We start from the raw sequence: 25,497 nt of genomic DNA on the forward strand, positions 1-25,497 counted from the left end.
GCGGCCCGATGACGAGGGCGATGCCCACCGAGCCGACCGCGAACACAGCCGCGATCGCGCCGAGAACCAGAATGGGCGTGTACAGATTCATGCCGCGTGAACGCTCCCTCGGTGTCGATGTGAGCTGACCCACAGCCTAGCGAGCTTTGCGGCCCGCGCCACGCATTTTGATTAGTATCGGTTACTAACGCGCCGATGCACCACGGCGCATATCGCTCTGCTGTGAATATCGAACGGCTACAGGTTGATTCGCGTTCGGATTACCTTGCCGGGGTGCGCAGCAAGGACACCACCGCATCACCCAAACGGATAGGGTCGATCGGGTGCGGAACGGCCGCCTCGGCGCGTGACCAGCGGGCCAGCCAGGCATCGTCAGGCCGTCCGGTGAGTACCAGAATCGGCGGGCAGTCGTTGATCTCGTCCTTGAGCTGTTTGGCGATACCCATGCCCCCGGCCGGGGTGGCCTCGCCGTCGAGGATGACCAGGTCGAATCCGCCCGCGTCCATGTGTGCGATCACCATCGGCGCGGTCGCGACGTCGACGTAGTCCAATTCGGGCAGTTCCGGGTGAATGCGTTTGCCCAGCGCGAGTCGCACCTGCTCGCGGGTGCGCGGATTGTCGCTGTACACGAGGATGCGCAGCGGCGCGGGGCCGACCATGTTGGCGATGCTACTGGCTGAGCCCGCGCCCGCCGGGCAAGTCGGTGAATTCGACTGTGCGCGTTCAGGCCCGGGCGAACGCCAGGTCTGCCGAGATGTCGGTCTTCGGTCCGACCATGCCGAGCATGTTGCCCGACACCCCGAATTCGCGCCGATGCACCGTGCAGCCACCCGACACCTGTACCGCGCCGTCTTCGAGAACCTGCACGCCGACGGGCAATTCGATGGGCTGTGAGGTGCCCCGGACCGTCAGCGTCGCGCGCAGTAGCGCCCGTTCCGTGTCGGCGGTCTCGTATCCGGTCACCTCGACCACGATGTCGGGGTGGGTGTCGACGTCGAAGAAATCGGCCGAGCGCAGGTGGTTGTCGCGTTTAGTGATGCCGGTGTGCAGCGACGCGGCCCGAATCACCAGCCGCCCGGTGACTGTTTCCCCGACGACGCCGTCGCCGCTGAACTCGGAGAACTGGCCCGTGACCGTCGCGAGCCCCCAGGCGGTCTTATTGCGGAATGTCACCGAGGACCGGTCCGTGACCAGCGTCCAGCTGCCCGCGGTATCTACGAGAATGTCCGGCAGGGTCGTCATGGCGCCTCCGTGCTGATCGGGTTGTCGGGTCATGTCTTGATCACGATGTGGGCCGGGGGCGGGATCAATCTCCTGGACCGCCATTGACCTCAAGTGCGATTGAGATTGAACACTGGCTGGCATGGACGAAACACCGATCATGTCCCGGTTCGACCAAGCGTACGCATCGAACACCGCCCCCTGGGTGATCGGCGAGCCACAACCGGCGATCGTCGACCTCGAACGCACCGGCGGCATCGGCAGTCCCGTGCTCGACATCGGGTGTGGTGCCGGCGAGCACACCATCCTTTTGGCCAGGTTGGGTTACGACATCCTCGGCATGGACTTCGCGCCTCGGGCCATCGAGCAGGCCCGTGCGAACGCCGCGACCCGGGGCGTCGACGCGCGGTTCGACGTGGGCGACGCGCTCCGCCTCACCGGTACGTCGACGTATCGGACGGTCATCGACAGCGCGCTGTTTCACATTTTCGACGACGCCGACCGCGCTGCATACGTGCGCAGCCTCCACAGCGTCTGCCGTCCCGGTGGGCTCGTGTACGTGCTGGCGCTCTCCGACGCAGGCCGGGGCTTCGGTCCTCAGGTCGGTGAGGACACCATCCGCTCCGCGTTCGGCACCGGCTGGGAACTCGAGTCGCTACAGACCACGACCTACCGCGGCGTGGTCGGGGAGGCGCATGCCGAGGCGTTCGGGGTCGCGGTGGGCACGATGGTCGACGAACCCGCGTTCTTGGCGCGGGTGCGCCGACTCTGAACGGCTCACTCCCGTTCGTAGCCGGGGTGCGCCACGCGGAGCCGGTGCCGGACCAGAGCATGCAGCGCCGGCAGGACCTCGTCGCCGCAGTCGCCGGCGCGGATCGCTGCCGCCAGTTCCGCTTCGTCGCCGAATCCGAGCGTCCGCAACACCTGCAACGGCTCGTCGGCGGTGTCGTCGAGCAGTTCACGTTCCACCGTGCGCAGAACGTTGGCGGCGACGCGGGCGTGGAAACTGAGGGCTGCGACGTCGATGCGCCGACCGTCGGGCCCGGTGCCGTCGCGCACCTCGGTCTCCAGGAACTCCGCGACCGCCGCCACCAGCTCGGCCGCCGTCGGCTTGTAATGCAGGCCGGTCATGTCCGCTCCAGCAGGGTCAGCAGGTCGTACTCGGTTTCGCAGACACGGCGCCCGATCGCTGCCAGCTCCACCGATCGCGTCTGGCCGCTGCGGTGCCGCTCGTACTGGTAGCGGCAGATGACTCCCCAGCGCAGGGTTGCCAGCACCAACCACCAGTGCAGGGTGTCCGGGTCGACGGGGGCGCCGCCGGCCGCCTGATAGGCCGAGACGAACTCGTCGATACTGCCCAACCCACCTGCGGCGAGCTCCTTCGGTGCGCCGAATCGCCAGGCGCGAATGCAGAACCAGGCCACGTCGTCGGCGGCCTCGCCGATATGGGTGAGCTCCCAATCCAATACGGCCGCCAGCCTGGCTGTTCCGGAGGTGCAGTCCACGATCAGGTTGCCCATCCGGAAGTCGCCGTGTACCAGCACATGACGTGTCGGCGTCGGGCGGTTGCGCTCCAGCCATCGGAACGCCCACTCGAATGTGGCTGTCGTGTCGCCCATTTGGTCGAGTTCCCCGCGCCAGTCGGCGAGCGGGTCGGATTGCGTCAAGCCGATGCCGTGCGCATCGGCGCGGTGGATCTGTGCGAGCGCCTGTGCGCACTGGGCCAGCAGTGCCGGGCGCGACGCGTCGTCCAGGGTGCGGGCGATTTTGCGGACGATGGTCTCGCCATCGATAAAATCGCAGATGAGAAACGGACTACCGAGCGGCTCAACTGAATTGGACGCCGCCACGATATGCGGGACGGGCGCGCCCGCGGCCGCCGCCCGGCGCAGCGCGGCGGCCTCCAACTCCATGCCTGCGTGCACGTCGTCGGGTGGTCCGATGCGCAGGATCAGCCGCCGGTCGTCTGCAGTGAACGCCCAGGTGGTCCGACTGGCGCCACCGGTCAGCTCGCGCAGGCCCGCGATGGTCACGTCGCCCAGCTCGGGCGCCAACACTGTGGCCAGGGCCGCGGTGTCGATCACTTTCGCCCGAACTTCAGCATGCGCTGCGCGACGCGGCGGATCTGGATCTCCTCGGCTCCCTCGGTGATCCGGTAGCGGCGGTGATGCCGGTAAATGTGTTCGAACGGTTCATGGCGGCTGTAGCCGATTCCGCCGTGGATCTGCATGGCCCGGTCGGCGGCCTCGCACACCAACCGGTTCGCGCGGTAATTGGCCATCGACACCTTGTCGGAGACCTCCATGTGGTGATCCCGGTCCAGATGCCAGGCGGCGTAATAGACCAGCAGTCGCACCATCTGCGCCTCGGTCTGTAGCTCGGCCAGCGGCCACTGCACGGCCTGGTTGACCGCCAGGGGTTTACCGAAGACGATGCGCTCACCGGCGTAGGCCGCGGCGCGGTCGATACAGTACTGAGCGGCGCCCAGGCTGCTGGCCGACTGGCGAATCCTGTTCTCGTGCAGGAAGGTCTGCCCCACTTCGAGGCCATGGTCCACCTCGCCGAGCACCGCGTCATCGGGTACCCGAACGTCTTTGAGTACGACCTCGCCGTGATCGCTGGGCATGTTGAAAGTCCACCAGTAGTACGGCACGGTGAAACCCGGTGTGTCAGTCGGCACCAGAAATGCTGTAATACCCACCGCTTGCCCGGGTTCGCCGGAAGTCCGCGCGAAGATCAGGTCGTGCGTGGCGCGGTGCACCCCGGTGTTCCAGCGCTTGGCGCCGTTGATCACCCAGCCGTCGCCGTCCTTGACCGCGGAGGTCTCCAGCCAGGTCGCGTCGCTGCCATGGTCGGGTTCGGTGAGTCCGAACGCCATCGACCGCTCGCCGGTGATCATCGCCTCGACCCATTCCTTCTTCTGGGCCTCGGTGCCGAACCGGCTCATCATGATGACCTGTGGGAAGTTGCCGACGATCGATGACTCGTCCTGGAGATCGTTGTGCAGGCCGAGTCCCTTGTGCGCCAGGTGTTCCCGGATCACAGCCATGTCCAGGTTCGTACCGTCGCGGCCGCCGAACTCACCGGGCAACCCGTAGCGCAGCCAGCCGGCCGCATCCGCGCGTCGGCGCATCTCGTCGAGCAGGTCCTCCCACTCGCGGGCAGGGACCCCACCGTTGTCCAGATCGGTGCGGGCGAACTCGCGGCGCCGGTCGAAGTACTGCATGTGCTGCTGTTCGAGTGGTTTGATCTCCGCCTCGATGAAGGCGTCCATCTCGGCCAGCAGCCCTGGAAGGTGTTCTGGTAGAGTGAAATCCACTCTTATCCCTCTTTCTGCACTCAGAAGCCGTACAAAGTCTTCTTCCAGATCGTCGACAGGGTCGTGATGGCGTCCTCATCGCTGATCTGCAGTTCGGATCCCGGGTTACCGACGATCACCACGGTGAAGTTCTCGAACAGCAGCGCGATCGCGGCGGCAATGTGCTCGGGATTGAGGCCCTGCGCGTAACCCTGGGCGGCGGCGTGACGTACCGATTCGGCGACCATGTCCATGCCGAAACGCCGGAACTGATGCTGTACTTCGGCGAATCGTGGTTGCGTGGCACCGAGTTGCGCCACCGCGATCATGATGCCGATGTTCTGCTTGAACAGATTCCAGTACCCCGTGACCACGGTGGTGAAGTAGTCGGTGTCCTGAGGGGAACCCGGCAGCGGCACACTCATGCCCGACGGGGTGACGATGTCGTGTAGGAACGATTCGGCCAGCGAGGCCAGCAGATCTTCCTTGTCGTCGAAGTACCGGTAGAACACCGCCGCGGATTTCCCCGCCGCCGAGGTGATATCGGCCAGTGTGGTGCCGTGAAAACCCCGCTCGGCGAACAGCTTCCGGGCCGCCAGCTCGATGGCTCCACGGGTCTGGCGGCCCTTGGCGGTGAGGGATTCGGCGGGCGTCATGCGGGCGCCGTCAGTTCCGGATCCGGTCACCCGCGCGCAGCAACGCACTGGGAAGTCGGTGTCCGACCAGGTTCTGGGCCACCTTGGCGGCCTCGATCGCGGCAGTCAGGTCGACGTCGACATCGATATCGCTGTCCCGCAACAGGTACACCAGGTCCTCGGTGGCGATGTTGCCGGTGGCGCCGGGAGCGAACGGGCAGCCGCCGAGGCCGCCCACCGACGCATCGAGCCGGGTCACCCCGGCCTGCACCGCGGCGTAGGCGCTGGCCAGTCCGGCGCCCCGGGTGTTGTGGAAGTGCGCACCGAGGGGCATGGTTCCGACGATCGGGCGGATCTGCTCGATGAGCGAGGTGACCCGGCGCGGCGTGGTGGTCCCGATGGTGTCGGCGATGGCGATGCGGTCGACGCCGAGTTCGATTGCTGCGGTGACGATGTCGATCACCCGCTGCGGAGCGGTCGGCCCGTCGAACGGGCAGTCCCACGCGGTGGCGACGATGACCTCGACAGCGGCGTCGCTGTCGTGTGCCACCCGGCTGACATCGGCGATGGCGGCAGTGGCTTCGGCGGTGGTGCGGCCCACGTTGGCCTGACTGTGGGCATCGGAGGCGGACACTACGTACTCGATGGAGCGCAGCCCGGAGGCGATGGCGCGTTTGGCCCCGTTGGGGCTCGCGACCAGGGCCGAGAACTCCACGTCCGGAAACGCCGCCAACGCTTCGGCGAACTCGGGGGCGTCGGCCAGGGCAGGCACCTTGGACGGAGACACGAACGCCGTCGCCTCGATCTCGCGAACACCGGTGGCGACGATGGCTTCCAGCAGTGTGACCTTGGCCGCCAACGGAATCGGATCCTCGAGCTGCAAACCGTCGCGCAGACAGACTTCGCGAATGTCGACATGGGTGGTCATGTTCACAGCACCCCCTCGGTGCGCAGTTTCTCCAGTTCGTCGGCACTGAGGCCGAGCAGCCCGCCGTACACCTCGGCATTGTGCTGACCCGGCTGCGCCGGTCCGGCGTTGCGGATGCTGCCAGGCGATTCCGACAGAACCGGCACGATGCCGGGGCCCTTGACGTTACGCCCGATCCGTTCGTCCCAGTGATCGGCGATCATGCCGCGGGCCCGCAGTTGCGGGTCCTCGACCACCTCGGCGACCGTGTTGATGGGTCCGGAGATCACCCCGGCCTGCGACAGCGTCTCGATGATGTCGGCGGGCTGGCGTTCGGCCGCCCACGCGCCGATGATCTTGTCGAGTTCGTCTTGATTACGCCCGCGCGCAACGTGATTGACGAACCGGTCGTCGGCGGCCAGTTCAGGCCGGCCCATCGCTGTGCACAACCTCCGGAACACAGTGTCCTGGTTGGCGGCGATCACCACCCAGCTGCCGTTGGCGCTCTGATAGATGTTCGACGGCGCGATACCCTCAAGCCGCGTACCGGACGGCCCGCGCACCACACCGCCTGCGTCGTAGTCCGGGATGGTGGATTCTTGGATCGCCAAACACGATTCGGTCAGCGCGGTGTCCACCACCTGTCCTTCGCCCGTGACGCTGCGGCGGTACAGCGCCGCGAGCGCTCCCTGGGCGGCGAACATCCCAGCGAGGCTGTCGCCCAGTGACAGCGCCAGGCGCGGGGGAGGGCCGCCGGGAAAGCCGTTCATATGCCGCAGCCCGCTGGCCGCCTCGGCGACCGAGGCGTAGCCGGCCTTACCGGCGTCCGGCCCGGTCTGCCCGTACCCGGACACCCGCACCAGGATGATGCCCTTGTTGCGTGCGCGCAGGACGTCGTAGCCCAGGTTCCACTTCTCCAGCGTGCCGGGCCGGAAGTTCTCCACGATGATGTCGGAGCGGTCGACCAGATCCAGAAACAGCTCCCGGCCCCGGTCGGTGCGCAGGTCCAGGGTGATGGCCTTCTTGTTACGCGCGTGCACCGTCCAGAAGAAATGGTGCCCCTCGAGTTCGGCCTGGCCCCAGGTGCGCAGGGGATCCGGGCTGCCGGGCAGCTCGACCTTGATCACCTCGGCGCCCATGTCGCCCAGCAGCCTGCCTGCGAACGGCCCTGAGATCAGGGTGCCGAGTTCGAGCACCCTGATCCCGTCCAACGCCCCGGTCGCGTCCGCTCGCCGGAGTTCACTCATTGCGAGAACCCGTGCCGGTGCAGCCAGTCGGTGCACACGCCGACGGCGTGGCGCAGCTTGTCGCGCTGATCGGGACCCGAGTAGTAGTGGTTGGCACCGGGGATCTCGTGCATCTCCTTGTCCGGATGCCCGATCGCCTCGTACAGGCGGCGGGTGTGGCTGGGCGTGCAGGCGTCATCGGCGAGGTTGCCGATGACCAGCGCGGGCACCGCGATGTCCGGGCCTGCCGTGACCGCATCGCCGTTGGCATCGTCATAGCTCCATTGCGACAGCCAGCTGCGCAGCGTGCAGAATCGGGCCAGGCCGACCGGGCTCATGTTCACCACCTGAGGATCGCCCAGATAACACTGTCCCGGGGTGCGTTCGTTGGGATCGACCGTCGGATCGAGCCAGCGCGGGTCGGCCATGGTGCCGTGCACGACGAATGCGAATTCGTCATCCGGGCGGCCCGCCGCCTTCAGCTCAGCCAGCTTTTCTTTGACCCACCTGGTGATTCGCCGGTTGCGGTCGATCTGCGCCTGGTGATAGCGCTCGAGGAACTCGGCTGTGTACGGCGGCTGGTTCGGGTTGTCCGGGTTGTACAGATCCAGCTCGGGATCCCGCTTCGACGGGTCGTTCTCGTCGAGGATGGAGGCGTCCATCCACTCGGTCATGGTGCCGTGCCTGCTGATGTGCGCGGCCAGCAGCATGATGCCGTCAGCAGGGATCAAGCCGAGCGTCGTCAGGTCGGGGCCGTCCCCGGACGGGCTGGCCGTCACCGTCGGGTTCTGGGCCTGCTGCTGGTAGAACACCGACAGCGATCCGCCACCGCTCCAGCCGGCGAGGACGACTTTCGAGTACCCCAAGCGGTTCTTGGCGTCCTTTATGCATTCGCCGAGATCCTCGACGACCTTCTCCATCAGCAGTGCGGAGTCGGTGCCACGGAAGCGGCTGTTGCAGTAGATGACGTGATGTCCGGCGCGGGCCAGCGCGTTGATCATCGGCAGATAGGCGCCGCCGCCGATCGGGTGCATGAACACCAGCACGGTGTCGCTCGGCTTGTCCTTCGGTTTCAGCAGATAGCTCTCCAGCACCACGAGCTCCGCGACACCGCCGTACACGTCGCGGACCGCCGAATTGTTCTGGTAGGCAACCAGATACGGGATGCGGTCGTAGTCGTGCTTCACCACGGTTGCTTCAACAGTACTCATCAGTGCTCTCTCTTCTTCGCGCAAGCGCTCATCAGTGCTCTCTCTTCTTCGCGCAAGCGCTCATCAGTGCTCTCTCTTCTTCGCGCAAGCGCTCATCAGTGCTGCCCGAGGTCGTTGCCAAGGATTTCGGCGGACGGCACCAACCGGCGCCGGGTGTCGATGGCGATCACCGACCAATCGACCCGGTCGTATTCGTCGAACTTGCGCCGCGCCCGCTCCCGTGCCTTCTCCGGTGCGCCGTGGTGAACCCCTTGCGGCGCATGGGAAATCAGGCCGGGTGGCATTGGGATGCCGTAAAGCGAGCCTGCGTGGAAGAACGCGATCTCGTCGTAATCCACATTGCGGTGATACCAGGGGGTGCGTTCGGTGCCGGGCACGCTCTCGGCGGGCTTGGGCAGGAAGTTCATCACATACACCCCGGTGGCCTGCATGAACAGATGCACCGTGGGCGGCAGATGCACACTTTCGGACGTGATGACGGTGTAGTCCTCGATGTTGAAGGTGAACGGAAAGTTGTCACCGCGCCAGCCCTCCACATCGAGCGGATGATGTTGGTGAATAAGAGAGGTCGTGGCAACCCCGTCGATTGGGGAGTGGATCAGCCGGACCTCGTACTCGGCTCTGCCGTCGTCGTCGATCGGGCACGGTTCCGGGATCGTCACCTGCGCAGGGTCGAACGGGAAGTGCCGACCGAGCGTGCCGGCGGGCGGCACGCGGAAATCGTCGGTCGCCTGGATCATCAGCCATGTGCTTTCGGTGTCCGGCACCTGGCGGAACGTGCACGCCTTCGGGATGTACACCCAGTCGCCCTCGCGATAGCGCAGCGGGCCGAACTCGGTCTCCAGCAGCCCGGATCCTTTGTGCGCGAACAGCAGCAGGTCGCCGTCGACGTAGCGGACGAAGAAGGGCATCGCCTCGCTGCGCCGGCTCAGCAGCACCTGGCAATCGGCATTGGAGAACATCAGCAGTGGACCGCCCTGCGCATCGGTCGCATCGGCGGGCTTGAGCTCCGAGGACAGCACGTCGGTGGGGCGCAGCGGGCCCACGGTGCGGTAGGCCGTGGGGTCGTTGCGCCGGTACATGTTCGCGGTGCGCCCGACGAAACCGCCGCGCCCGAGTTCGTCGTCCTTGAGGCCGTCGAGGTCGGCGTGTATGCGCTTCGGGGTCTTGCCTTTGCGCAGGTGGACGAAGGATTCCATACCAGGCTCCCTAGGGGGTGCGACGAAAACTGAAAGTGACTTTACTTTTTGTTCTGGGGGTGTGCAAGGGTTGGCGGCGCGGCGTTTCAGTGTCCTTTCCGCGGGGTAGCCAGCTCCCACGGAGGAAGTCGTGGACGCCTTTCGCCGAAGTTGATTCCGCGACTTCCTTCCCGCTGTAACCCGTATCAGCGCGGCGCACAGGCGATCTCGCCGGTGACACCGCGCAGGACGAAAGGACTCACGTGCCCAAAGAACTACAGGGCCGCCGGATCGGCATTCTGGCCGCCGACGGCGTGGAGCGCATCGAACTCGAGCAGCCCCGCACCGCGGTCGAGAACGCCGGCGGCCGCGTCGACCTCCTGTCACTCAAATCGGGCGAGATTCAGGCCCGCGACCACGATCTCGAACCGGCAGGCAGCTTTCCGGTGGACCGCAAAGTCGCCGACGCGAAGGTGGACGACTACGACGCGCTGATCCTGCCGGGGGGCACCGTCAACCCGGACAAGTTGCGGCTGGACGAATCCGCTGTGGCGTTCGTCCGTGACTTTGTCCGCTCGGGCAAGCCCGTTGCGGCGATCTGCCACGGACCGTGGACCCTCGTGGAAGCCGACGTCGTTCGAAACCGCACACTGACCAGCTATCCGAGCATCCGCACAGATCTCCGCAACGCCGGAGCCACGGTCGTCGATAAGCAGGTCTGTGTCGACGGCAACCTGATCACCAGCCGGTCCCCGCAGGATCTGCCTGCGTTCTGTGAGGCGATCACCGACGAGTTGGCGAGCACTCCCGCACAGACGTGAACACGGGTCGAGTCATGACAGATCGTGCCTCGACTGACGCGGCGGACCCGGCTGCGGCCGCGTCGTCGAGCCTTCGGCAACGCAACTTCGTCTTCCTGGCCGTCGTGCTCGGGATGCTGTTGGCGGCTCTCGACCAGACGATCGTCGCGACTGCGTTGCCGACCGTCGTCGCCGATCTCGGCGGCGCCGGGCATCAGGCCTGGGTGGTCACCAGCTATCTGCTCGCCTCGACGATCGTCACGGCGGTGGTCGGCAAGCTGGGCGACATCTTCGGCCGCAAGAAGGTGTTCCAGGTCGCCATCGTGCTGTTCCTCGCGGGATCGGTGCTGTGCGGTTCGGCGCAGTCGATGGGGATGCTCGTCGCGTCACGGGCGCTGCAGGGACTCGGCGGCGGTGCCATCACGGTGACCGCCGTCGCCGTCATCGGTGAGGTGATTCCCCTTCGCGAGCGCGGCCGGTATCAGGGCGCGCTCGGCGCGGTCTTCGGTGTCACCACCGTGGTCGGCCCACTGCTCGGAGGCCTGTTCACCGACCACCTCAGTTGGCGGTGGGCGTTCTGGATCAATGTCCCGGTGGCGATCGTCGTCATTGCGATCGCGGCGGTGGCGATCCCGGCCCTCGAACGCACCACCAGACCCGTCCTCGACTACGCCGGCATCGTGCTCGTCGGTCTCGGGGCCGCGGGTCTGACCCTGGCGACCAGTTGGGGCGGCACGACCTACGCGTGGGGTTCGCCGACCATCGTCGGCCTCTTCATCGGATCGGTGGTGGCACTGGCGGCCTTCGTCATGGTCGAGCGCCGTGCCGCCGAACCAGTCCTGCCGATCCGGTTGTTCTCCAACCCGGTCTTCACGGTCTGTTGTGTGCTGTCCTTCGTCGTCGGGTTCGCGATGCTGGGTGCGCTGACGTTCCTGCCTACCTACATGCAGTTCGTCGACGGGGTCTCGGCCACCGCATCTGGGCTTCGGACCTTGCCTATGGTTGCCGGCCTGTTGGTGACCTCGTTGGGCAGTGGCGTGCTCGTCGGCCGCACCGGCAAGTACAAGATCTTCCCGATTGTCGGCACGGCCATCATGGCGGTCGGATTCGTGCTGTTGTCCCGGATGGACGCCGACACGTCGACGCTGATCCAGTCCCTGGACCTGCTCGTCCTCGGCACGGGGATAGGACTGAGCATGCAGGTGCTCATCCTGGTGGTGCAGAACACCGTCGATTTCAGCGACCTCGGCGTGGCCACCTCCGGCGTGACGTTCTTCCGCACGATCGGCAGCTCGTTCGGGGCCGCTATCTTCGGATCGCTGTTCGCGAACTTCCTGGACGACCGGCTTCCGTCGGCGATGGCCACCAGTCACGCGCCGCCCGGCGCGGCGACGTCGCCACAGGTGTTGCACCGCCTGCCGCACGCCATCGCGGCACCGATCATCGATGCCTACGCCGATTCGCTGACTCGGGTCTTCCTGTTCGCGGCGCCGTTCGCGGTGGTCGGATTCGTGCTGGCGCTCTTCCTCAAGCAGGTTCCGCTGCGCGACACCGCGGCCAGTGGCAGCACCGACATGGGGGAGGGCTTCGCCATGCCGACCACCGAACCGCCGGAGAAGGTTCTCGAAGTCGCCATCGGGCGGCTGCTGCAACGCAGTCATGGCGTGGATCTCGAAGCCCTGGCGCATTCGCCGCGCAGCCGCCTGGATACCGCGCAGCTGTGGGCGCTGATCCAGATCTATAGATACGCCGCGGCCACCGGGGCCGCGAACCTACTCGACATCGCCGATGAACGACGGGTACCGCGGCAGATTCTGGAGCCGGCCTTCGACCGGCTGGTCGCGACCGGTTTCGCGATGCGGGAGGGACACGAGTTCTCATTGACGCCGGCCGGCGCCGCGGAGATCAGCTCGGCCCGCAACGTCATCTCCAGCTGGCTTACCGAGAGCCTCGCGCAATCCCCGGATTTCCACGGCCGCCCGGATCGGCTGCAGGTCCAAGGTGCGCTCGACCGCGTTGCCCGAGGCGTGCTCATGGAGCGCGATCGCGCACACGACGAGACCAGGCCGATGAAATTGGGCCCGTCGCGCAGGCCGGCCGCCGTGCCGCCGACAACCCGCCTCCGCGCGCCATCGGCGGAGCCACGAGTGGAACCGCCCACCCGCCCCTTCCGCCCGCGGGTGGCGCCGCCGTCGCGGCCAGGGCCCCGGCCGCCGCGGCGGTGAGCGATCAGATCATCGCCGTGCGGGGGATCTTCATACCCAGCGCGAGTGCGCCCGCCAGTTCGCGGCTGGTGTCGTAGTCGAACACCACGTGCCCGGCCAGAACGTCGACGTCACGCTTGAACCGCTGCAGGGGGCTGGACAGGAAATGGATGCTGGCACCACCGGCGCCCAGCAGCTCCGTGATGACGGCGCGTGACTCAGCGACGATGTGCGCCGCGGCCAGGCGGGCCTGGGCTCGCACAGGCTTGTCGACCGGGTCTCCGGCGGCCACGATGCCCTCGATCTGGCCGACGGTGTCGGCGAGCAGTCCGCGCAGAGCGCGTAGCCGGACCTGTGCACCGGACAGATGGGCCTGTGCGATCGGCTTGTCTTTCTGCATGACGCCCTCGTACGGCAGCACGCGCTCAGCGAGCCGGTGCGCGTATATCTCGGTGACGCGTTCGGCGCTGCCCAGCGCGGGCATCGCTGCCAGCAGCGCCAGGGCAGGCACCATCGGCCAGCGATAGGTCGGGCTGTCGTGCAGACCGGCGCCGGGCGCAGTGCCTGCATAGATGTCGGTCACCTTGACCAGCCGATGCTCGGGCACGAACGCGTCGGTGGCCACCACGTCGTTGGATCCGGTGGCCCGCATGCCGTCGGTGTGCCAGACGTCCACGACGGTGACGTCGCGCATCGGTAGTAGAGCCAGGGCGGGGTAGAGGCCGTCGTCGGGTCCGCACAGCGCCGCGACGATGATCCAGTTGCCGTGCATCACGCCGGTGGCCCACGACCACCGACCCGACAGTCGCACGCCACCCGGCGCAGGCAGTCCGCGGCCAGTGGGTGCCAACGGAGCCGGAGCCAGGAACGGTCGGGTTGCGTAGGCCTCCTCCTGGGCTTGCTCGCCGAACAGGGCCAGCATCCAGTTGTGCAGCGTGTAGAAGCCGATGGTCCACGCGCTCGACGTGCAGCCGTGGGCCATCCGGCGGACCGGGTCCAGGATGGCCGCGAAATCCGCCTCGTGACCGGCGTACCGGGTGGGCACCAGTAATTCGGTGAAACCGGTGGCCGTCAGGTCGGCCACCGTGGCGTCCGGGAGCCGCCGCAACCCCTCTGCCTCCGCCGCGCGCTCACCCAGCCGGGCGACGAATTCGTCGGTGATGACGGATTCCGCACGTGGCAGTGTCGGCATGGCCGAAAAGTTACCATACTTTTTAGTATGGTCATTTGAATGACGTCCTTGGAATCTGCTCGGCGACGATCGGATAACCCTCCGGACACTGGTTGTGCACAGATTGGTGTCGGCACCCACTGCATGTGGTCTGCACAAGGGGAGACCAACCGCTATTTCGGCTGGTAGCACGCCTCAATGGAGCGTGAAGACAAAGGTCGTGTCATTTTTTGCTGAGCCGAGTTGTGCCGCGCCGTAACGGGCTGTCGGTTTTCTCTCATCGCGGCCTCATGATTTACTCAAGGGCGCAACAACTGAAATTTCTCGGTCCGCTCTCCTGATGCACCGGGCTCAGCCGAGCGGGCGCGACAATGCAGCGATCCTTCGTTGCGTGTCGCTGGGTGATCCTTGATCGCGCAGTACAGGCGTAGTTGACCGGAAGATGGACGGATTCGCAGTATGACCTTCATTGACAAGATTCGTGGCCATTGGGCGCGCCGATTTACGGTGGCGGCCATGGCAGCACTGCTGCTGCCTGGCTTGATCGGCGTGGCCGGCGGATCGGCGACCGCGGGAGCGTTCTCCCGGCCCGGTCTGCCGGTGGAGTACCTGATGGTCCCGTCGCCGTCGATGGGCCGCGACATCAAGATTCAGTTCCAGAGCGGCGGACAGGGCTCGCACTCGGTCTACCTCCTCGACGGCCTGCGTGCCCAGGACGACTACAACGGTTGGGACATCAACACCAACGCGTTCGAGATGTTCCTGAACACCGGCCTGTCGGTGGTCATGCCCGTCGGTGGTCAGTCCAGCTTCTACAGCGACTGGTACTCGCCGGCATGTGGCAAGTCGGGCTGCGTCACCTACAAGTGGGAGACCTTCCTGACCAGCGAGCTGCCCCAGTGGCTGGCCGCCAATCGTGGCATCGCCGCAACCGGCAACGCCGCGGTCGGTCTCTCGATGGCCGGCTCGGCCTCGATGATCCTCGCCGCCTACCACCCGGATCAGTTCAAGTACGCGGCTTCACTGTCGGGCTTCCTGAACCCGTCCGAGGGGATGTGGCCGTTCCTGATCAACATCTCCATGGGTGACGCCGGTGGCTACAAGGCCAACGACATGTGGGGTCCGACGGAAGATCCCAACAGCGCCTGGAAGCGCAACGACCCGATGGTGCAGATCCCCCGGCTCGTCGCCAACAACACCCGGCTGTGGGTGTACTGCGGCAACGGCCAGCCCAACGAGCTCGGTGGCGGCGATCTGCCCGCAACCTTCCTGGAGGGCCTGACCATCCGCACCAACGAGACCTTCCGCGACAACTACCTCGCCGCCGGCGGTAACAACGCGGTGTTCAACTTCCCGGACAACGGCACGCACAACTGGGCTTACTGGGCCCGGGAACTGCAGGCCATGGTTCCGGACCTGCAGCGGGTCCTGGGCTAAGCCCACGCGATAACGGAAAATCGCCGAGAACACTTCGGTGTTCTGGGCGATTTCGTGTTCCACGGGGTCAGAAGCCGCCGGCGACCCGCACCACCGCCCGTCCGCTGAAACGCGTGGCGCTCACCCTTATTGGCCGAGCAGCACGCGGTATCAGTCACCTCGACACACCCGCAGCACGGCCCCCTCACAATGACACTGAGACGCGAAAGTACCCGGTTTCCAATGGAAACCGGGTACTTTCGCGTCTTGCTCGGCGGGAGGATTCTCTAGCGAACCGCTACTTCAGCTCGGCCGAGGACAGGCCCAGCAGGCGGCGGGCCACCACCAGCTGCTGAATCTGCTGCGTGCCCTCGAAGATGTCGAGGATCTTGGAATCGCGGGCCCATTTCTCCAGCAGGGTCTGCTCGGAATAGCCGACGGTTCCGGCCATCTCGACGGCCTTGAGGGTGATATCGCTGGCCACTCGCGCAGCCTTGGCCTTACCCATCGAGGCCTCTTTGGAGTTCGGGATGCTGTTGTCGGCCTGCCACGCCGAGCGCACGGTCAACAGATAGCCGGCCTCCCAGTCGGCTTCCATGCGGAGGAACTCCGCGGCGGGGGCACTCTGTGCGTGCGCGGGCTTGTCGTAGGAGATCTCCACGCCGGCATCGGTGAGGATGGCCCGCAGGTCCTCCAGGGCAGCCCGGGCGATACCCACGGCCATGGCCGCCACAATGGGCCGGGTGTTGTCGAAGGTCTCCATGACCCCCGCAAAACCCTTCTCCACGTGGATCTCCGGATTGCCCAGCAGGTTGTCCTTGGGGATGCGGGCGTTCTCGAAGCGGATCACCGCGGTGTCGGAGGCCTTGATGCCGAGCTTGTGCTCGAGGCGCTCGACGGTGACGCCGGGGTGTTCGCGCGGCACGATGAACGACTTGATGGCCGCGCGACCCAGCGACTTGTCCAACGTCGCCCACACCACGATGTGGGTGGCCCGCGAACCCGCGGTGACGAAGATCTTCTCGCCGTTGATCACGTACTCGTCGCCGTCGAGCACAGCGGTGGTGGTCACCGCGGCCGAGTCCGAGCCGAAGCCCGGCTCGGTGATGGCCATCGCGGCCCACACGTCCTTGCCCAGCCGCTCCAGCTGCTCAGGGGTGGCGACCGACGAGATGGCGGCGTTGCCCAGGCCTTGACGCGGTACCGACAACAGCAATGCCACGTCGCCCCAGCTGATTTCGAGGGCGTTGAGCAGAGCCGACATGTTGGCGCCGTTGACCGTGGTCTTCTGGGCCTCGCCGTTGGCGTCGTCACGGAAGGCCTCGGCGCCGGCGAACGAGATGGTCTTGGCGCTCGAGATGCCCTCGAACAGGTTGGCCAGGGTGTCGAGTTCGACGGGGTAGGCGTGCTCGGCCAGGTCGTACTTACGCGAGATGGGCCGAAGCATCTCCGCGGCGCCCTGGTGGCCCTTCTCGATGACCGCCTGCAGCTTGCGGGGCATTTCCAAATTGATTGCCATGATGTGTCTTTCGCTTGGAGGACCGCTTAGAGGACTACGACACCTTCGGCGACGCCGATGGCCCGCAGATCGCGGTACCAGCGCTCGACCGGGTGTTCCTTGGTGTAGCCGTGGCCGCCGAGCAGCTGGACGCCGTCGAGGCCGATCTGCATGCCCTTGTCGGCGCCGAGCTTCTTGGCCAGTGCGGCCTCGCGGGCGAACGGCAGGCCCTGTTCGGCACGAGCCGCACCGCGCCAGGTGATGAGCCGCAGACCGTCGAGTTCGATGGCGATGTTGGCGGTCATGAACGCCACCGACTGGCGGTGGGCGATCGGTTCGCCGAAGGCGTGGCGTTCCTTGATGTAGGGGATCACGTAGTCCAGCACGGCGTGCGATGTGCCGACCGCGAGTGCGGCCCAGCCGAGCCGCGAGAGTGCGATCGCCTCTGAGTAATCCGCGTCGGTGGCGGCGTCCTCGCCGAGCCGCGCACTCAGCGGCACGGTCACGTTGTCGAGTTCGACCTGACCGAGCGCGGCCGCGCGGATACCCATGCTGGGATCGGCCTTGACGGTGAGTCCGGCCGATGCCGCCTCGACGATGAAGAGCGCCGGTTTGCCGTTCAGTTGTGCTGCGACGATGAACAATTCGGCGTCGGCGGCCGCAGGCACCAGAGACTTCACGCCGGACAGGCGGTAGCCGCTGGGGGTGCGGACCGCGGTGGTCTTGAGCGCGGTGGGGTCGAACAGTGCGTGCGGTTCGGCGATTGCCACACATCCCTGTGGCACGTTCTCGCTCGCGAATTCCTTGAGATAGGTGGCCTGCTGGTCCGCGCTGCCCCAATGGGTCAGTGCGGCCGCGACGCCACCGGGCGCCAGGATCGGCAGGGCCAGGCCCATGTCGCCGTAGGCCAGCGCCTCGGCGACCAGTGCATTGGTGACCGTGCTGCGGTGCTCGGCGATGCCGTCGAAGTCCTCCGGGACGTTGACCGCGGTGATGCCCAGCTCAGCGGCCTTGGCGATCAGGTCGGCCGGATACTTGGCGGCTTCGTCGGCGTCGTGGGCCGCGGGCCGCAGGATCTCTTCGGCGAACTCGTTGACGGTCTCGACGATCATCTTCTGGTCGTCGTTGGGCGTCAGGTCGAAGTAGTCGGCGCCGCTGGTCTTGAGCCGGGTGGGGGACTTACCGACGCCCTGGACCCGCTTGAACTGTCGGGTGGCCGCGCCTGCGGTGGAAAATACTTGCTTCACACCGTATTTCAGGCCGCGGTTGAGCGGGTCGCGCAATCCGTAGCGATCCAGGAACTCCTGGCCGACGATCGGCGTGATCAGCGCCAACCCGATGTCGGTCGCGGTCCGCTTGTGCTTGTGCAGCCCCACGGCACTGGGCCGGTCGGACCGCTGGGGACGGGGTGCAGAGCCGTTCTTGGACGGCAAAGTGTTGGTCATGTCAGCTGCCTCTAGTTGGGAGTGGCGACGCCATGACCGTATCTTACTCCGGAGTAAGGTACGGTGCCGTTGTAACCAACTTCACACCCGTCACACGGGTCGGCTCAGTCCACCGACAGCCTGTTGAGCACCTCCGCATGCAGCTGTCCGTTGGTTGCCAGCGCACTGCCGCCGTGTGGCCCGTCAGTGCCATCGATGCTGGTGAACGTCCCTCCGGCTTCGCGGATGAGGATGTCGAGCGGGGCGATGTCCCACAGCTTCACCTCGGGCTCGCACGCGATGTCGACGGCGCCCTCGGCGACCATGCAGTAGGACCAGAAGTCCCCGTAGGCGCGCACCCGCCACACGGCGTCGGTCAGGTCGACGAAGCGGTCCCGGCGGTCTTCCCAGCCGGTGGTCAGATCGGAATACGACAGGCTTGCCGAGGCCAGGTCGCTGATCCCGGAGACGGCGAGCTTGCGGGTCTGCCCGGCGAAGGAGCCGAACGCGCCCTGGCCCGCACCGGCCCACCAGCGGCGCGCCAGGGCCGGTGCGCTGACGACGCCGACGGTCGGTCTGCCGTCTTCCAGGAGGGCGATCAACGTGCACCACACCGGCACCCCGCGGACGAAGTTCTTGGTGCCGTCGATCGGGTCGAGGACCCATTGCCGGCCGGTCAATGTCGTTGTGCCACCGAACTCTTCGCCGAACACGGAGTCGTCGGGTCGCGCGTCGGCCAGCGTCGCGCGCAGTGATTCCTCGGCACCGCGGTCGGCGTCGGTGACAGGGGTGAGGTCCGGCTTGGTTTCGACGCGCAGGTCCAGCGCGCCGAATCGGGCCATGGTCAGGGCGTCGGCCTGATCGGCCAACGCGAGTGCCAGGGTCAGGTCATCTGCGGGGGTGCTCATGCGGTCGCCTCGCAGGCTCGGCCCCCGCATTGCAGTTCCATGATTCGCTCGCAAGCTTCGCTCATGGCAGCAGTCCTACCATGGTCGTGTGTGGGAATTCGGGATACTCCTGTTGCTCGTGGGTGTGCTGGTGTTGCTGCTGGCCCCGCGGATCATGCGACGTCGCGGGATGGGGCCCGATGCCGTGTCGGGGACGCTGCTGGTAACGGGCGTCAGTCCGCGTCCCGACGCCGAAGGGGAGCAGTTCGTCACGATCACCGGCGTCATCAACGGACCGACGGTCAACGAGCATGTGGTGTATCAGCGCATGGCGGTCGACGTCTCCGCGTGGCCGACCATGGGGCAGCTGATTCCCGTGGTGTACTCACCGAAGAACCCGGACAAGTGGGGCTTCGCTCCGCCATCCTCCGAGGTGCCTCCGGTTTAGCCGGTTTCGACGATCTCGCTGCGGTAGCGCTCGAAAAGTGCCAGGAACTCGGCTCTTTCGAGCTCTGCAACGCCGTTCTTCATCAGTGCGGCGTCGGCGTACCTCATGTTGGCGCGCCATTCGGCTCCGGAGATGGCCAGGCCGTCGTGGGCGGTCCTCATATCGCGCCCGATGTAGTAGCAGGGTCCACCGCTGAGCTCACACATCTGGTCGACCAGCAGCTGCCGGGCGCGCATATGGGAATCCAAGCTTCGGCCCGATGCGAAACGCGCGAACGCCGGGTCGGCCCGCAATGCCGCGAACAAGTCGTCGATGACGGCCGCAATCACGCCGTAACCACCCAGCCGTCGATACAGCGAAGTTGTCTCGGACACCATGCCTCCGCGCCTAACGCTCGAGAGATCCACTTCAGTAAAGCGGATGCCATCGGGCAATGACCAGACGATTCATGGGTTGATCGAGCTTTAGGTTCCGCAGCCGCCTTCGAAGGTCCGGATAATGGTCGGCACCACGGCGTGACGGGGCAGTGTGCCCGCGTTGGCGTCGCGGCACGCCCAGTGCACCAGCGCGAACAGGGTGTGTTCGATCCACTCCACGCTGAGGTCGGAGGTGAACACGCCTTCCTCCTGTCCTCGCCGGATGAGTTCGAGGACCAGGTCCTCGTTGGGCTGTTCGGCTGGTGGCACGTCGCGCATCACGGCGGGATCGTCGAACAGGAACAGGATGCGGTCACCGGCTGAGGCCATCGCGGCGATGGCCCTGCGCATGGCATCGAGCGCGGGACCCTGATCGGTGGCGGCCTCGCGAATCGCCTTGTCGAGCATGCGGATCGAGTCGGCCCTGGTCTGGGTCATCAGGCAGTCCCGATCCGGGAAGTAGCGGTGCACGGTGGTGCGGCCGACGCCGGCGGCCTGGGCGATGTCGGGCAAGGTGGCGGTGCGATTTCGGGCGATCACCGAGGCGGTCGCGGCGAGGATTGCATTGCGGGTCCTGACCTGCGAACCAGACAGCTGCTCTGTGACGGCGCCCATCGTGCCATCGTAACTCCGCCCCAAAGTGGAGCGTTGACGTTCCATTAATGAACTAGTAAGTTCTCTCAAGGTTTCTGGAGGACCTACTCAGGGATGCACCCTCCATTGGTCGGGAAGGGTGGGTGGCGGTGCTCGGTTTCCTCGGTGCCCTGCGACGGGGCTGGATACCACTGATCTTGGTGGCGGTGCTCGCGCTCAGTGGTTTCGCCATGTATCGCATGCATGGCATCTTCGGCTCCGAGCAGTCGGCAGGCGCCGGGGGCGGCGGAGTCGACAAGATCGTGCCGTTCAACCCCAAACGGGTCCTCTACGAGGTATTCGGGCCCGAGTCGACTGTGGGCAGCATCAGCTATCTCGACGAGAATGCCCAGCCGCAACGTGCCGACTTCACCTCGCTGCCCTGGTCGTTCCAGGTCACCACGACGCTGCCGTCGATGTTCGCCAACCTCGTCGCGCAAGGCGACAGCAACTCGATCAGGTGCCGGATCACCGTCAATGGTGAAGTGCGCGAGGATCAGTCGTCCACCGGCCACGACGCGCAGGCCTTCTGCCTGGTGAAAGCCGCATGACCGGCACGCACGCCACCCGGCCGCGGATCGCCAGGACGATCCGGGTGCTGTCCATCCCGATCATCCTGTTCTGGCTGGCGGTCACCGTGGTGACCAATGCCGTTGCGCCCCAACTGGAACAGGTCGGCAAGGAAAACGCGGTATCGCTGTCGCCGAGGGATGCCCCTGCGATGATCGCAATGAACCGCATGGGCGCGCAGTTCCAGGAGTTCGACACCGACAGCATCGCGATGATCGTGCTGGAGGGCGACGAGACACTCGGTGACGATGCGCACCGCTATTACGACGGCCTGGTCAAGGAACTCGAGGCCGACACCAAACACGTTCAGCACGTGCAGAACTACTGGGGCGATCTGATCACCGCCGCGGGTTCGCAGAGCTCCGACGGCAAGGCCGCCTACGTGCAGGTCAACCTTGCCGGCAATCAGGGTGAAACCCTCGGTATGGAGTCGGTCGAGGCCGTCCGCGAGATCGTGGACCGATCGAACCGGCCTGCCGGGGTGCACGCCTACGTGACGGGCCAGGCGCCGCTGACCACCGACATGACCGAGGCCGGCGACAAGTCGATGGTCAAGATCACGGTGATCACCCTGATCGTCATCACGGTGATGCTGCTGCTCGTCTACCGGTCGATCGTCACCACGGTGTTGGCGTTGTTCGTCGTGCTCATCGAGATGAATTCGGCCCGGGGCGTCGTCGCGGTGATCGGCAACGAGCACCTTCTCGGGCTATCGACCTTCTCGACGAGCCTGCTCACCTCGCTGGCGATCGCTGCGGGCACCGACTACGTCATCTTCCTGGTCGGCCGCTACCAGGAAGCCCGTCAGGCCGGGGAGGACCGAGAAGACGCCTATTACACCGCATTTCACGGTGTCGGCCATGTCATCCTCGGCTCCGGGCTCACGGTGGCCGGCGCCATGATGTGCCTGCATTTCACCCGCCTGAACTACTTCAGCTCCATGGGCATCCCGAGCGCCATCGGCTTGTCCATCGTCGTGGTGGCGTCGCTGACACTGGCGCCCGCCGTGCTCACCGTCGGCAGCCGGCTCGGCGCATTCGACGCCAAGCGGGCGATCAAGACCCGCGGCTGGCGGAGCGTGGGCACGGCGGTGGTGCGCTGGCCCGTGCCGATCCTGGCGGCGGCGATCTCCATCGCCTTGGTCGGGCTGCTCGCCCTGCCTGGGTACCGGACCAGTTACAACGATCGCCACTACATTCCGCAATCGCTGCCCTCCAACGTCGGATATGCCGCTGCCGAACGGCATTTCAGTGCGGCCCGGATGAACCCCGACATGCTGCTGGTCGAGGCCGGCCAGGATCTGCGTACGGCTTCGAACATGATCGTGCTGGACAAGATCGCCAAGAACATCTTCCGGGTGCCCGGCATCGCCCGCGTGCAGAACATCACCCGACCGCTGGGCGATCCGATTGCCCACAGCTCCATACCTTTTCAGGTCAGCCTGCAATCGGTGACGATGACCGAGAACATGCAGTTCCTCAAGGGTCGCGTCGGCGACATGCAGCGGATGAGCGACCAGCTCGGCATCATGATCGGCTCGATGGAGAAGATGCTTGACCTGATGCGCAAGCTCACCGGCACCACCCACGACATGGTGGGCACGGCGACGGAGATGAAGACCGTCACCGACGAGATGCGCGACCACATGGCCGATTTCGATGATTTCTATCGGCCGCTGCGCAACTACCTGTACTGGGAACCGCACTGTTTCGACATCCCCATGTGCTGGTCTATGCGATCGCTGTTCGACGGGCTCGACGGTGTCGATCGGCTCAGCGACAGCCTGACCAAGCTGCTGCGCAACATGAACGACATGGATGCGCTCATGCCGCAGTTGCTCGATCAGCTGCCGCCGATGATCGCGGTGTCCAAGGACATGCAGGGCACCCTGAAGACGATGTACAGCACGTTCAACGGCCTGATCACTCAGATCGACCGCATGACCGATACCGCAAGCGCGATGGGGCAGGCGTTCGACTCGGCCAAGAGCGACGACTACTTCTACCTCCCGCCGGAGGCCTTCGACAGCCCGGACTTTCAACGAGGTCTGCGGCTGCTGATCTCGCCTGACGGCAAGTCGGCGCGATACATCATCACCCACGACACGGATCCGGCCACGCCGGAAGGGATTTCGCACGTCGACGCCGAGCTGCAGGCGGCCAAGGAGGCCGTCAAGGGCACCCCGCTGGCCGACGCCAAGTTCTGGCTCGGCGGTACTGCGGCCACCTACAAGGACATTCAGATCGGCGCCAAATGGGACCTGCTGATCGCCGCCCTGGGCGCGATCACGCTGATCTTCATGGTCATGCTGATCATCACCCGGGCGCTCATCGCGTCGTTCGTGATCGTCGGGACCGTGATCCTCTCGCTGGCAGCGTCATTCGGGTTGTCGGTACTGGTGTGGCAGTACCTGCTCGGCATCGAACTGCACTGGATGACGCTGGCCTTTTCGGTGATCATCCTGCTGGCCGTGGGTTCGGACTACAACCTGCTGGTGGTGTCCCGCTTCAAAGAGGAGATCGGCGCGGGGATCAAGACCGGCATCATCCGGGCGATGGGCGCCACCGGTGGCGTCGTGACCGCGGCGGGTCTGGTCTTCGCCGTCACGATGGCATCCATGGTGACCTCCGACCTGCGCTCGATCGGGCAGGGTGGCACCACCATCGGCCTCGGCCTGCTGTTCGACACACTCGTGGTGCGGTCCTTGATGACGCCGTCCATCGCCGCGATCCTCGGACGCTGGTTCTGGTGGCCGCTGAAGGTACGCAGCCGCCCGCGGCGCGTGGTTGCCGTGCCCGAACCGGCAAATCAGCCGGCCTGAGGCCGCCCACATATGGCGAATGGCCAGTTATCGCACGCGGCGATCGAAAAAGCGTGCAACAACTGGCCACTCGCCACGGCTAGCCGTGGCTGATCTTGAGCATGTCCGCCACGTTCGTCAGCTTGACCCGGGGCCGTCCCAACGCCTCGCCTGCGGCCCGCTCGTGGGCGTCGATGCGCTGCCAGTGGTCGTCGGTGATCAGCAAGGGCTGGCGGGACAGCAGCCATTGGGCGAGCTCGTCGGCGTGATCGGGACCGAAATCGCTCAGCGAGGCTGAAGACAGATCGGACAGCAGGGTCTGCACGGTGTCGGCAGAGTCCTTCTTGTTGCTGCCGATGACGCCCGACGGGCCCCGCTTGATCCAGCCGACGACATACTCGTTGCGGCTGCCGTCCACCCGGCCGTCGGTGTGCGGGATGGTGCCGGAGCGCTCGTCGAACGGGAGGCCGGCGGTGGGCACACCGCGGTACCCGACGGCGCGCACCACCAACTGTGCCTGCAGCTCCTCGCGCTCTCCGGTGTCCTTCGCGACCACCCGGTCGGAGCCGGTGACCAGTTCGTTGCGGCCCAGCACGATCGACTCGACCTTGCCGTCACCCTTGATCTCGATGGGGGAGGTGCAGAACCGGAACACGATGCGCCGCGCCGCCCCGGTGGGCTCCTTGGCGGCGTAGCCGCGCAGCACCTTGATGTTCTGCTTGACCGTCTTGCTCGCGGCCTCCAGCGCTTCGTCGGAGATGTCGGCGAGATCGGCCGGGTCGACGATGACATCGACGTCGGCCATTGCCTCGAGATCGCCCAGCTCACGTAATTCCAGTGTGGTGAAGGGCGCCTGCAGGGGTCCGCGCCGGCCGATCACCACCACTTCCTGTACCCCGCTGGCGTGCAGTGTGGACAGGGCGTGGTCGGCAATATCGGTGCGCGCCAACACTTTTGGATCGCTTACGAGGATGCGGGCGACGTCCAGCGCGACGTTGCCGTTGCCGACCACCACCGCGCGGGCATTCGAGACGTCGGGGGCCATCAGCTCGAAATGCGGGTGAGCGTTGTACCAGCCGACGAAGTCGACAGCGGCCACGCTGCCGGGCAGGTCTTCGCCGGGGATGCCGAGCGGTCGGTCCGACTGGGTTCCGATGGCGTAGACGACGGCGTCATAGCGCTCTGCCAGCTCGCCGGCCTGCACGTGCTCACCGACCACGATGTTGCCGAAGAACCGGAACCGCGGATCCTGCGCGATCTTCTCGAACTGGGTGCTGATCGTCTTGATCTTGGGGTGGTCGGGTGCGACACCGGAGCGCACGAGGCCCCAGGGCGTCGGCAGCATCTCCAGCATGTCGACGCGTACCTCGTGGTGCTCAGCACTGTCGGTGGAATCGGCAAACTTCAACAACGCTGCCGCGGCAAAGAACCCGGAGGGTCCCGAGCCGACGACTGCCACATGGTATGGGCGCATGCATCAGCCTTCTGATAGCCAATCGCTCTCCCGGCCGTGCGCAAGGGGCTGTCGCGACACAGCTGGGCTGGGTACACCCC

Annotated in this window: 24 protein-coding genes and 1 pseudogene; 7 read left to right on the forward strand and 18 right to left on the reverse strand. The window is 66.0% G+C overall.

All coding sequences use genetic code 11. From position 1 onward, the window contains the following. From A5784_RS13885 to A5784_RS13895, 3 genes and pseudogenes are all read right to left on the reverse strand, one after another. Positions 1-91: pseudogene (locus tag A5784_RS13885) on the reverse strand (NADH-quinone oxidoreductase subunit A); the annotation flags it as partial. A 169-nt stretch (positions 92-260) separates the two neighbouring features. Next, positions 261-659, reverse strand: coding sequence for an Rv3143 family two-component system response regulator (locus A5784_RS13890; RefSeq protein ID WP_064945495.1), 399 nt, complete (start codon positions 657-659; stop codon positions 261-263). A gap of 64 nt (positions 660-723) precedes the next feature. Then, positions 724-1,242, reverse strand: a complete 519-nt coding sequence (locus A5784_RS13895) for a YceI family protein (RefSeq protein ID WP_064945607.1) — start codon at positions 1,240-1,242, stop codon at positions 724-726. A 121-nt stretch (positions 1,243-1,363) separates the two neighbouring features. On the opposite strand from A5784_RS13895, the gene A5784_RS13900 reads away from it, so the two are divergent. Beyond that, on the forward strand, positions 1,364-1,993 hold the full coding sequence (locus A5784_RS13900) for a class I SAM-dependent methyltransferase (protein ID WP_064945496.1): 630 nt from the start codon (positions 1,364-1,366) through the stop codon (positions 1,991-1,993). A gap of 5 nt (positions 1,994-1,998) precedes the next feature. Here A5784_RS13900 and A5784_RS38795 read toward each other — a convergent pair whose 3' ends face one another. The 8 genes from A5784_RS38795 to A5784_RS13940 form a co-directional block, all read right to left on the reverse strand. Then, positions 1,999-2,352: a DUF6285 domain-containing protein gene (locus A5784_RS38795; RefSeq protein WP_064945497.1), complete on the reverse strand. Its 354-nt coding sequence runs from the start codon at positions 2,350-2,352 to the stop codon at positions 1,999-2,001. Next, positions 2,349-3,305 carry a phosphotransferase family protein gene (locus A5784_RS13910; protein ID WP_197514744.1) on the reverse strand — a complete coding sequence of 319 codons (957 nt, stop codon included), beginning with the start codon at positions 3,303-3,305 and terminating at the stop codon, positions 2,349-2,351. Before A5784_RS13910 ends, A5784_RS38795 begins: the two co-directional genes overlap by 4 nt. Beyond that, the gene (locus A5784_RS13915) at positions 3,302-4,540 is read right to left on the reverse strand and encodes an acyl-CoA dehydrogenase family protein (protein ID WP_064945498.1); all 1,239 of its coding nucleotides are present in this window, start codon (positions 4,538-4,540) and stop codon (positions 3,302-3,304) included. The genes A5784_RS13910 and A5784_RS13915 overlap by 4 nt, the downstream gene beginning before the upstream one ends. Before the next feature lie 20 nt (positions 4,541-4,560). Beyond that, positions 4,561-5,175, reverse strand: coding sequence for a TetR/AcrR family transcriptional regulator (locus A5784_RS13920; protein ID WP_064945609.1), 615 nt, complete (start codon positions 5,173-5,175; stop codon positions 4,561-4,563). Positions 5,176-5,185: 10 nt separating this feature from the next. Continuing rightward, positions 5,186-6,082, reverse strand: a complete 897-nt coding sequence (locus A5784_RS13925) for a hydroxymethylglutaryl-CoA lyase (protein WP_064945610.1) — start codon at positions 6,080-6,082, stop codon at positions 5,186-5,188. A gap of 2 nt (positions 6,083-6,084) precedes the next feature. After that, on the reverse strand, positions 6,085-7,308 hold the full coding sequence (locus A5784_RS13930; RefSeq protein WP_064945499.1) for a CaiB/BaiF CoA transferase family protein: 1,224 nt from the start codon (positions 7,306-7,308) through the stop codon (positions 6,085-6,087). Then, on the reverse strand, positions 7,305-8,498 hold the full coding sequence (locus A5784_RS13935) for an alpha/beta hydrolase family protein (RefSeq protein WP_064945500.1): 1,194 nt from the start codon (positions 8,496-8,498) through the stop codon (positions 7,305-7,307). Before A5784_RS13935 ends, A5784_RS13930 begins: the two co-directional genes overlap by 4 nt. A gap of 95 nt (positions 8,499-8,593) precedes the next feature. Continuing rightward, complete coding sequence (locus tag A5784_RS13940) at positions 8,594-9,697, reverse strand: homogentisate 1,2-dioxygenase (protein WP_064945501.1); 1,104 nt, start codon at positions 9,695-9,697, stop codon at positions 8,594-8,596. A 242-nt stretch (positions 9,698-9,939) separates the two neighbouring features. On the opposite strand from A5784_RS13940, the gene A5784_RS13945 reads away from it, so the two are divergent. Beyond that, entirely contained in the window at positions 9,940-10,497 is a 558-nt protein-coding gene (locus A5784_RS13945) for a type 1 glutamine amidotransferase domain-containing protein (protein WP_064945502.1), read from the forward strand. Positions 10,498-10,511: 14 nt separating this feature from the next. Next, a complete protein-coding gene (locus A5784_RS13950; protein WP_064945611.1) occupies positions 10,512-12,701 on the forward strand; it encodes an MDR family MFS transporter in 2,190 nt (729 codons plus the stop codon). 4 nt (positions 12,702-12,705) lie between these two features. Here the strand turns inward: A5784_RS13950 and A5784_RS13955 are convergent, their stop codons facing one another. Continuing rightward, positions 12,706-13,872: an acyl-CoA dehydrogenase family protein gene (locus A5784_RS13955; protein WP_064945503.1), complete on the reverse strand. Its 1,167-nt coding sequence runs from the start codon at positions 13,870-13,872 to the stop codon at positions 12,706-12,708. Between the two features lie 438 nt (positions 13,873-14,310). On the opposite strand from A5784_RS13955, the gene A5784_RS13960 reads away from it, so the two are divergent. Continuing rightward, positions 14,311-15,288, forward strand: coding sequence for an esterase family protein (locus A5784_RS13960; protein WP_064945504.1), 978 nt, complete (start codon positions 14,311-14,313; stop codon positions 15,286-15,288). A gap of 277 nt (positions 15,289-15,565) precedes the next feature. Here A5784_RS13960 and A5784_RS13965 read toward each other — a convergent pair whose 3' ends face one another. The 3 genes from A5784_RS13965 to hisN all read right to left on the reverse strand — a co-directional run bounded on the left by A5784_RS13965 (position 15,566) and on the right by hisN (position 19,097). Further along, a complete protein-coding gene (locus A5784_RS13965; RefSeq protein ID WP_064945505.1) occupies positions 15,566-16,786 on the reverse strand; it encodes an acyl-CoA dehydrogenase family protein in 1,221 nt (406 codons plus the stop codon). Between the two features lie 26 nt (positions 16,787-16,812). Further along, complete coding sequence (locus tag A5784_RS13970) at positions 16,813-18,210, reverse strand: acyl-CoA dehydrogenase family protein (RefSeq protein ID WP_064945506.1); 1,398 nt, start codon at positions 18,208-18,210, stop codon at positions 16,813-16,815. 104 nt (positions 18,211-18,314) lie between these two features. Then, positions 18,315-19,097: a histidinol-phosphatase gene (gene hisN, locus A5784_RS13975; RefSeq protein WP_064945507.1), complete on the reverse strand. Its 783-nt coding sequence runs from the start codon at positions 19,095-19,097 to the stop codon at positions 18,315-18,317. A gap of 88 nt (positions 19,098-19,185) precedes the next feature. Between hisN and A5784_RS13980 the strand changes: the two genes are divergently transcribed. Further along, a complete protein-coding gene (locus A5784_RS13980; protein WP_064945508.1) occupies positions 19,186-19,524 on the forward strand; it encodes a hypothetical protein in 339 nt (112 codons plus the stop codon). On the opposite strand, the gene A5784_RS13985 is transcribed toward A5784_RS13980, so the two are convergent. Then, positions 19,521-19,898, reverse strand: coding sequence for a group I truncated hemoglobin (locus A5784_RS13985; protein WP_232006038.1), 378 nt, complete (start codon positions 19,896-19,898; stop codon positions 19,521-19,523). The two genes, A5784_RS13980 and A5784_RS13985, sit on opposite strands and share 4 nt — an antisense overlap. 90 nt (positions 19,899-19,988) lie before the next feature. Beyond that, positions 19,989-20,555 carry a TetR/AcrR family transcriptional regulator gene (locus A5784_RS13990; RefSeq protein WP_082944834.1) on the reverse strand — a complete coding sequence of 189 codons (567 nt, stop codon included), beginning with the start codon at positions 20,553-20,555 and terminating at the stop codon, positions 19,989-19,991. Positions 20,556-20,677: 122 nt separating this feature from the next. Between A5784_RS13990 and A5784_RS13995 the strand changes: the two genes are divergently transcribed. After that, positions 20,678-21,124: an MmpS family transport accessory protein gene (locus A5784_RS13995; RefSeq protein ID WP_232006039.1), complete on the forward strand. Its 447-nt coding sequence runs from the start codon at positions 20,678-20,680 to the stop codon at positions 21,122-21,124. Next, complete coding sequence (locus A5784_RS14000; protein WP_064945510.1) at positions 21,121-23,964, forward strand: MMPL/RND family transporter; 2,844 nt, start codon at positions 21,121-21,123, stop codon at positions 23,962-23,964. Before A5784_RS13995 ends, A5784_RS14000 begins: the two co-directional genes overlap by 4 nt. A gap of 79 nt (positions 23,965-24,043) precedes the next feature. Here A5784_RS14000 and A5784_RS14005 read toward each other — a convergent pair whose 3' ends face one another. Further along, the gene (locus tag A5784_RS14005) at positions 24,044-25,417 is read right to left on the reverse strand and encodes an FAD-dependent oxidoreductase (RefSeq protein WP_064945511.1); all 1,374 of its coding nucleotides are present in this window, start codon (positions 25,415-25,417) and stop codon (positions 24,044-24,046) included. Positions 25,418-25,497 lie beyond the last annotated feature (80 nt).

The organism is Mycobacterium sp. 852013-50091_SCH5140682 (assembly GCF_001665685.1).
Taxonomy (GTDB): domain Bacteria; phylum Actinomycetota; class Actinomycetes; order Mycobacteriales; family Mycobacteriaceae; genus Mycobacterium.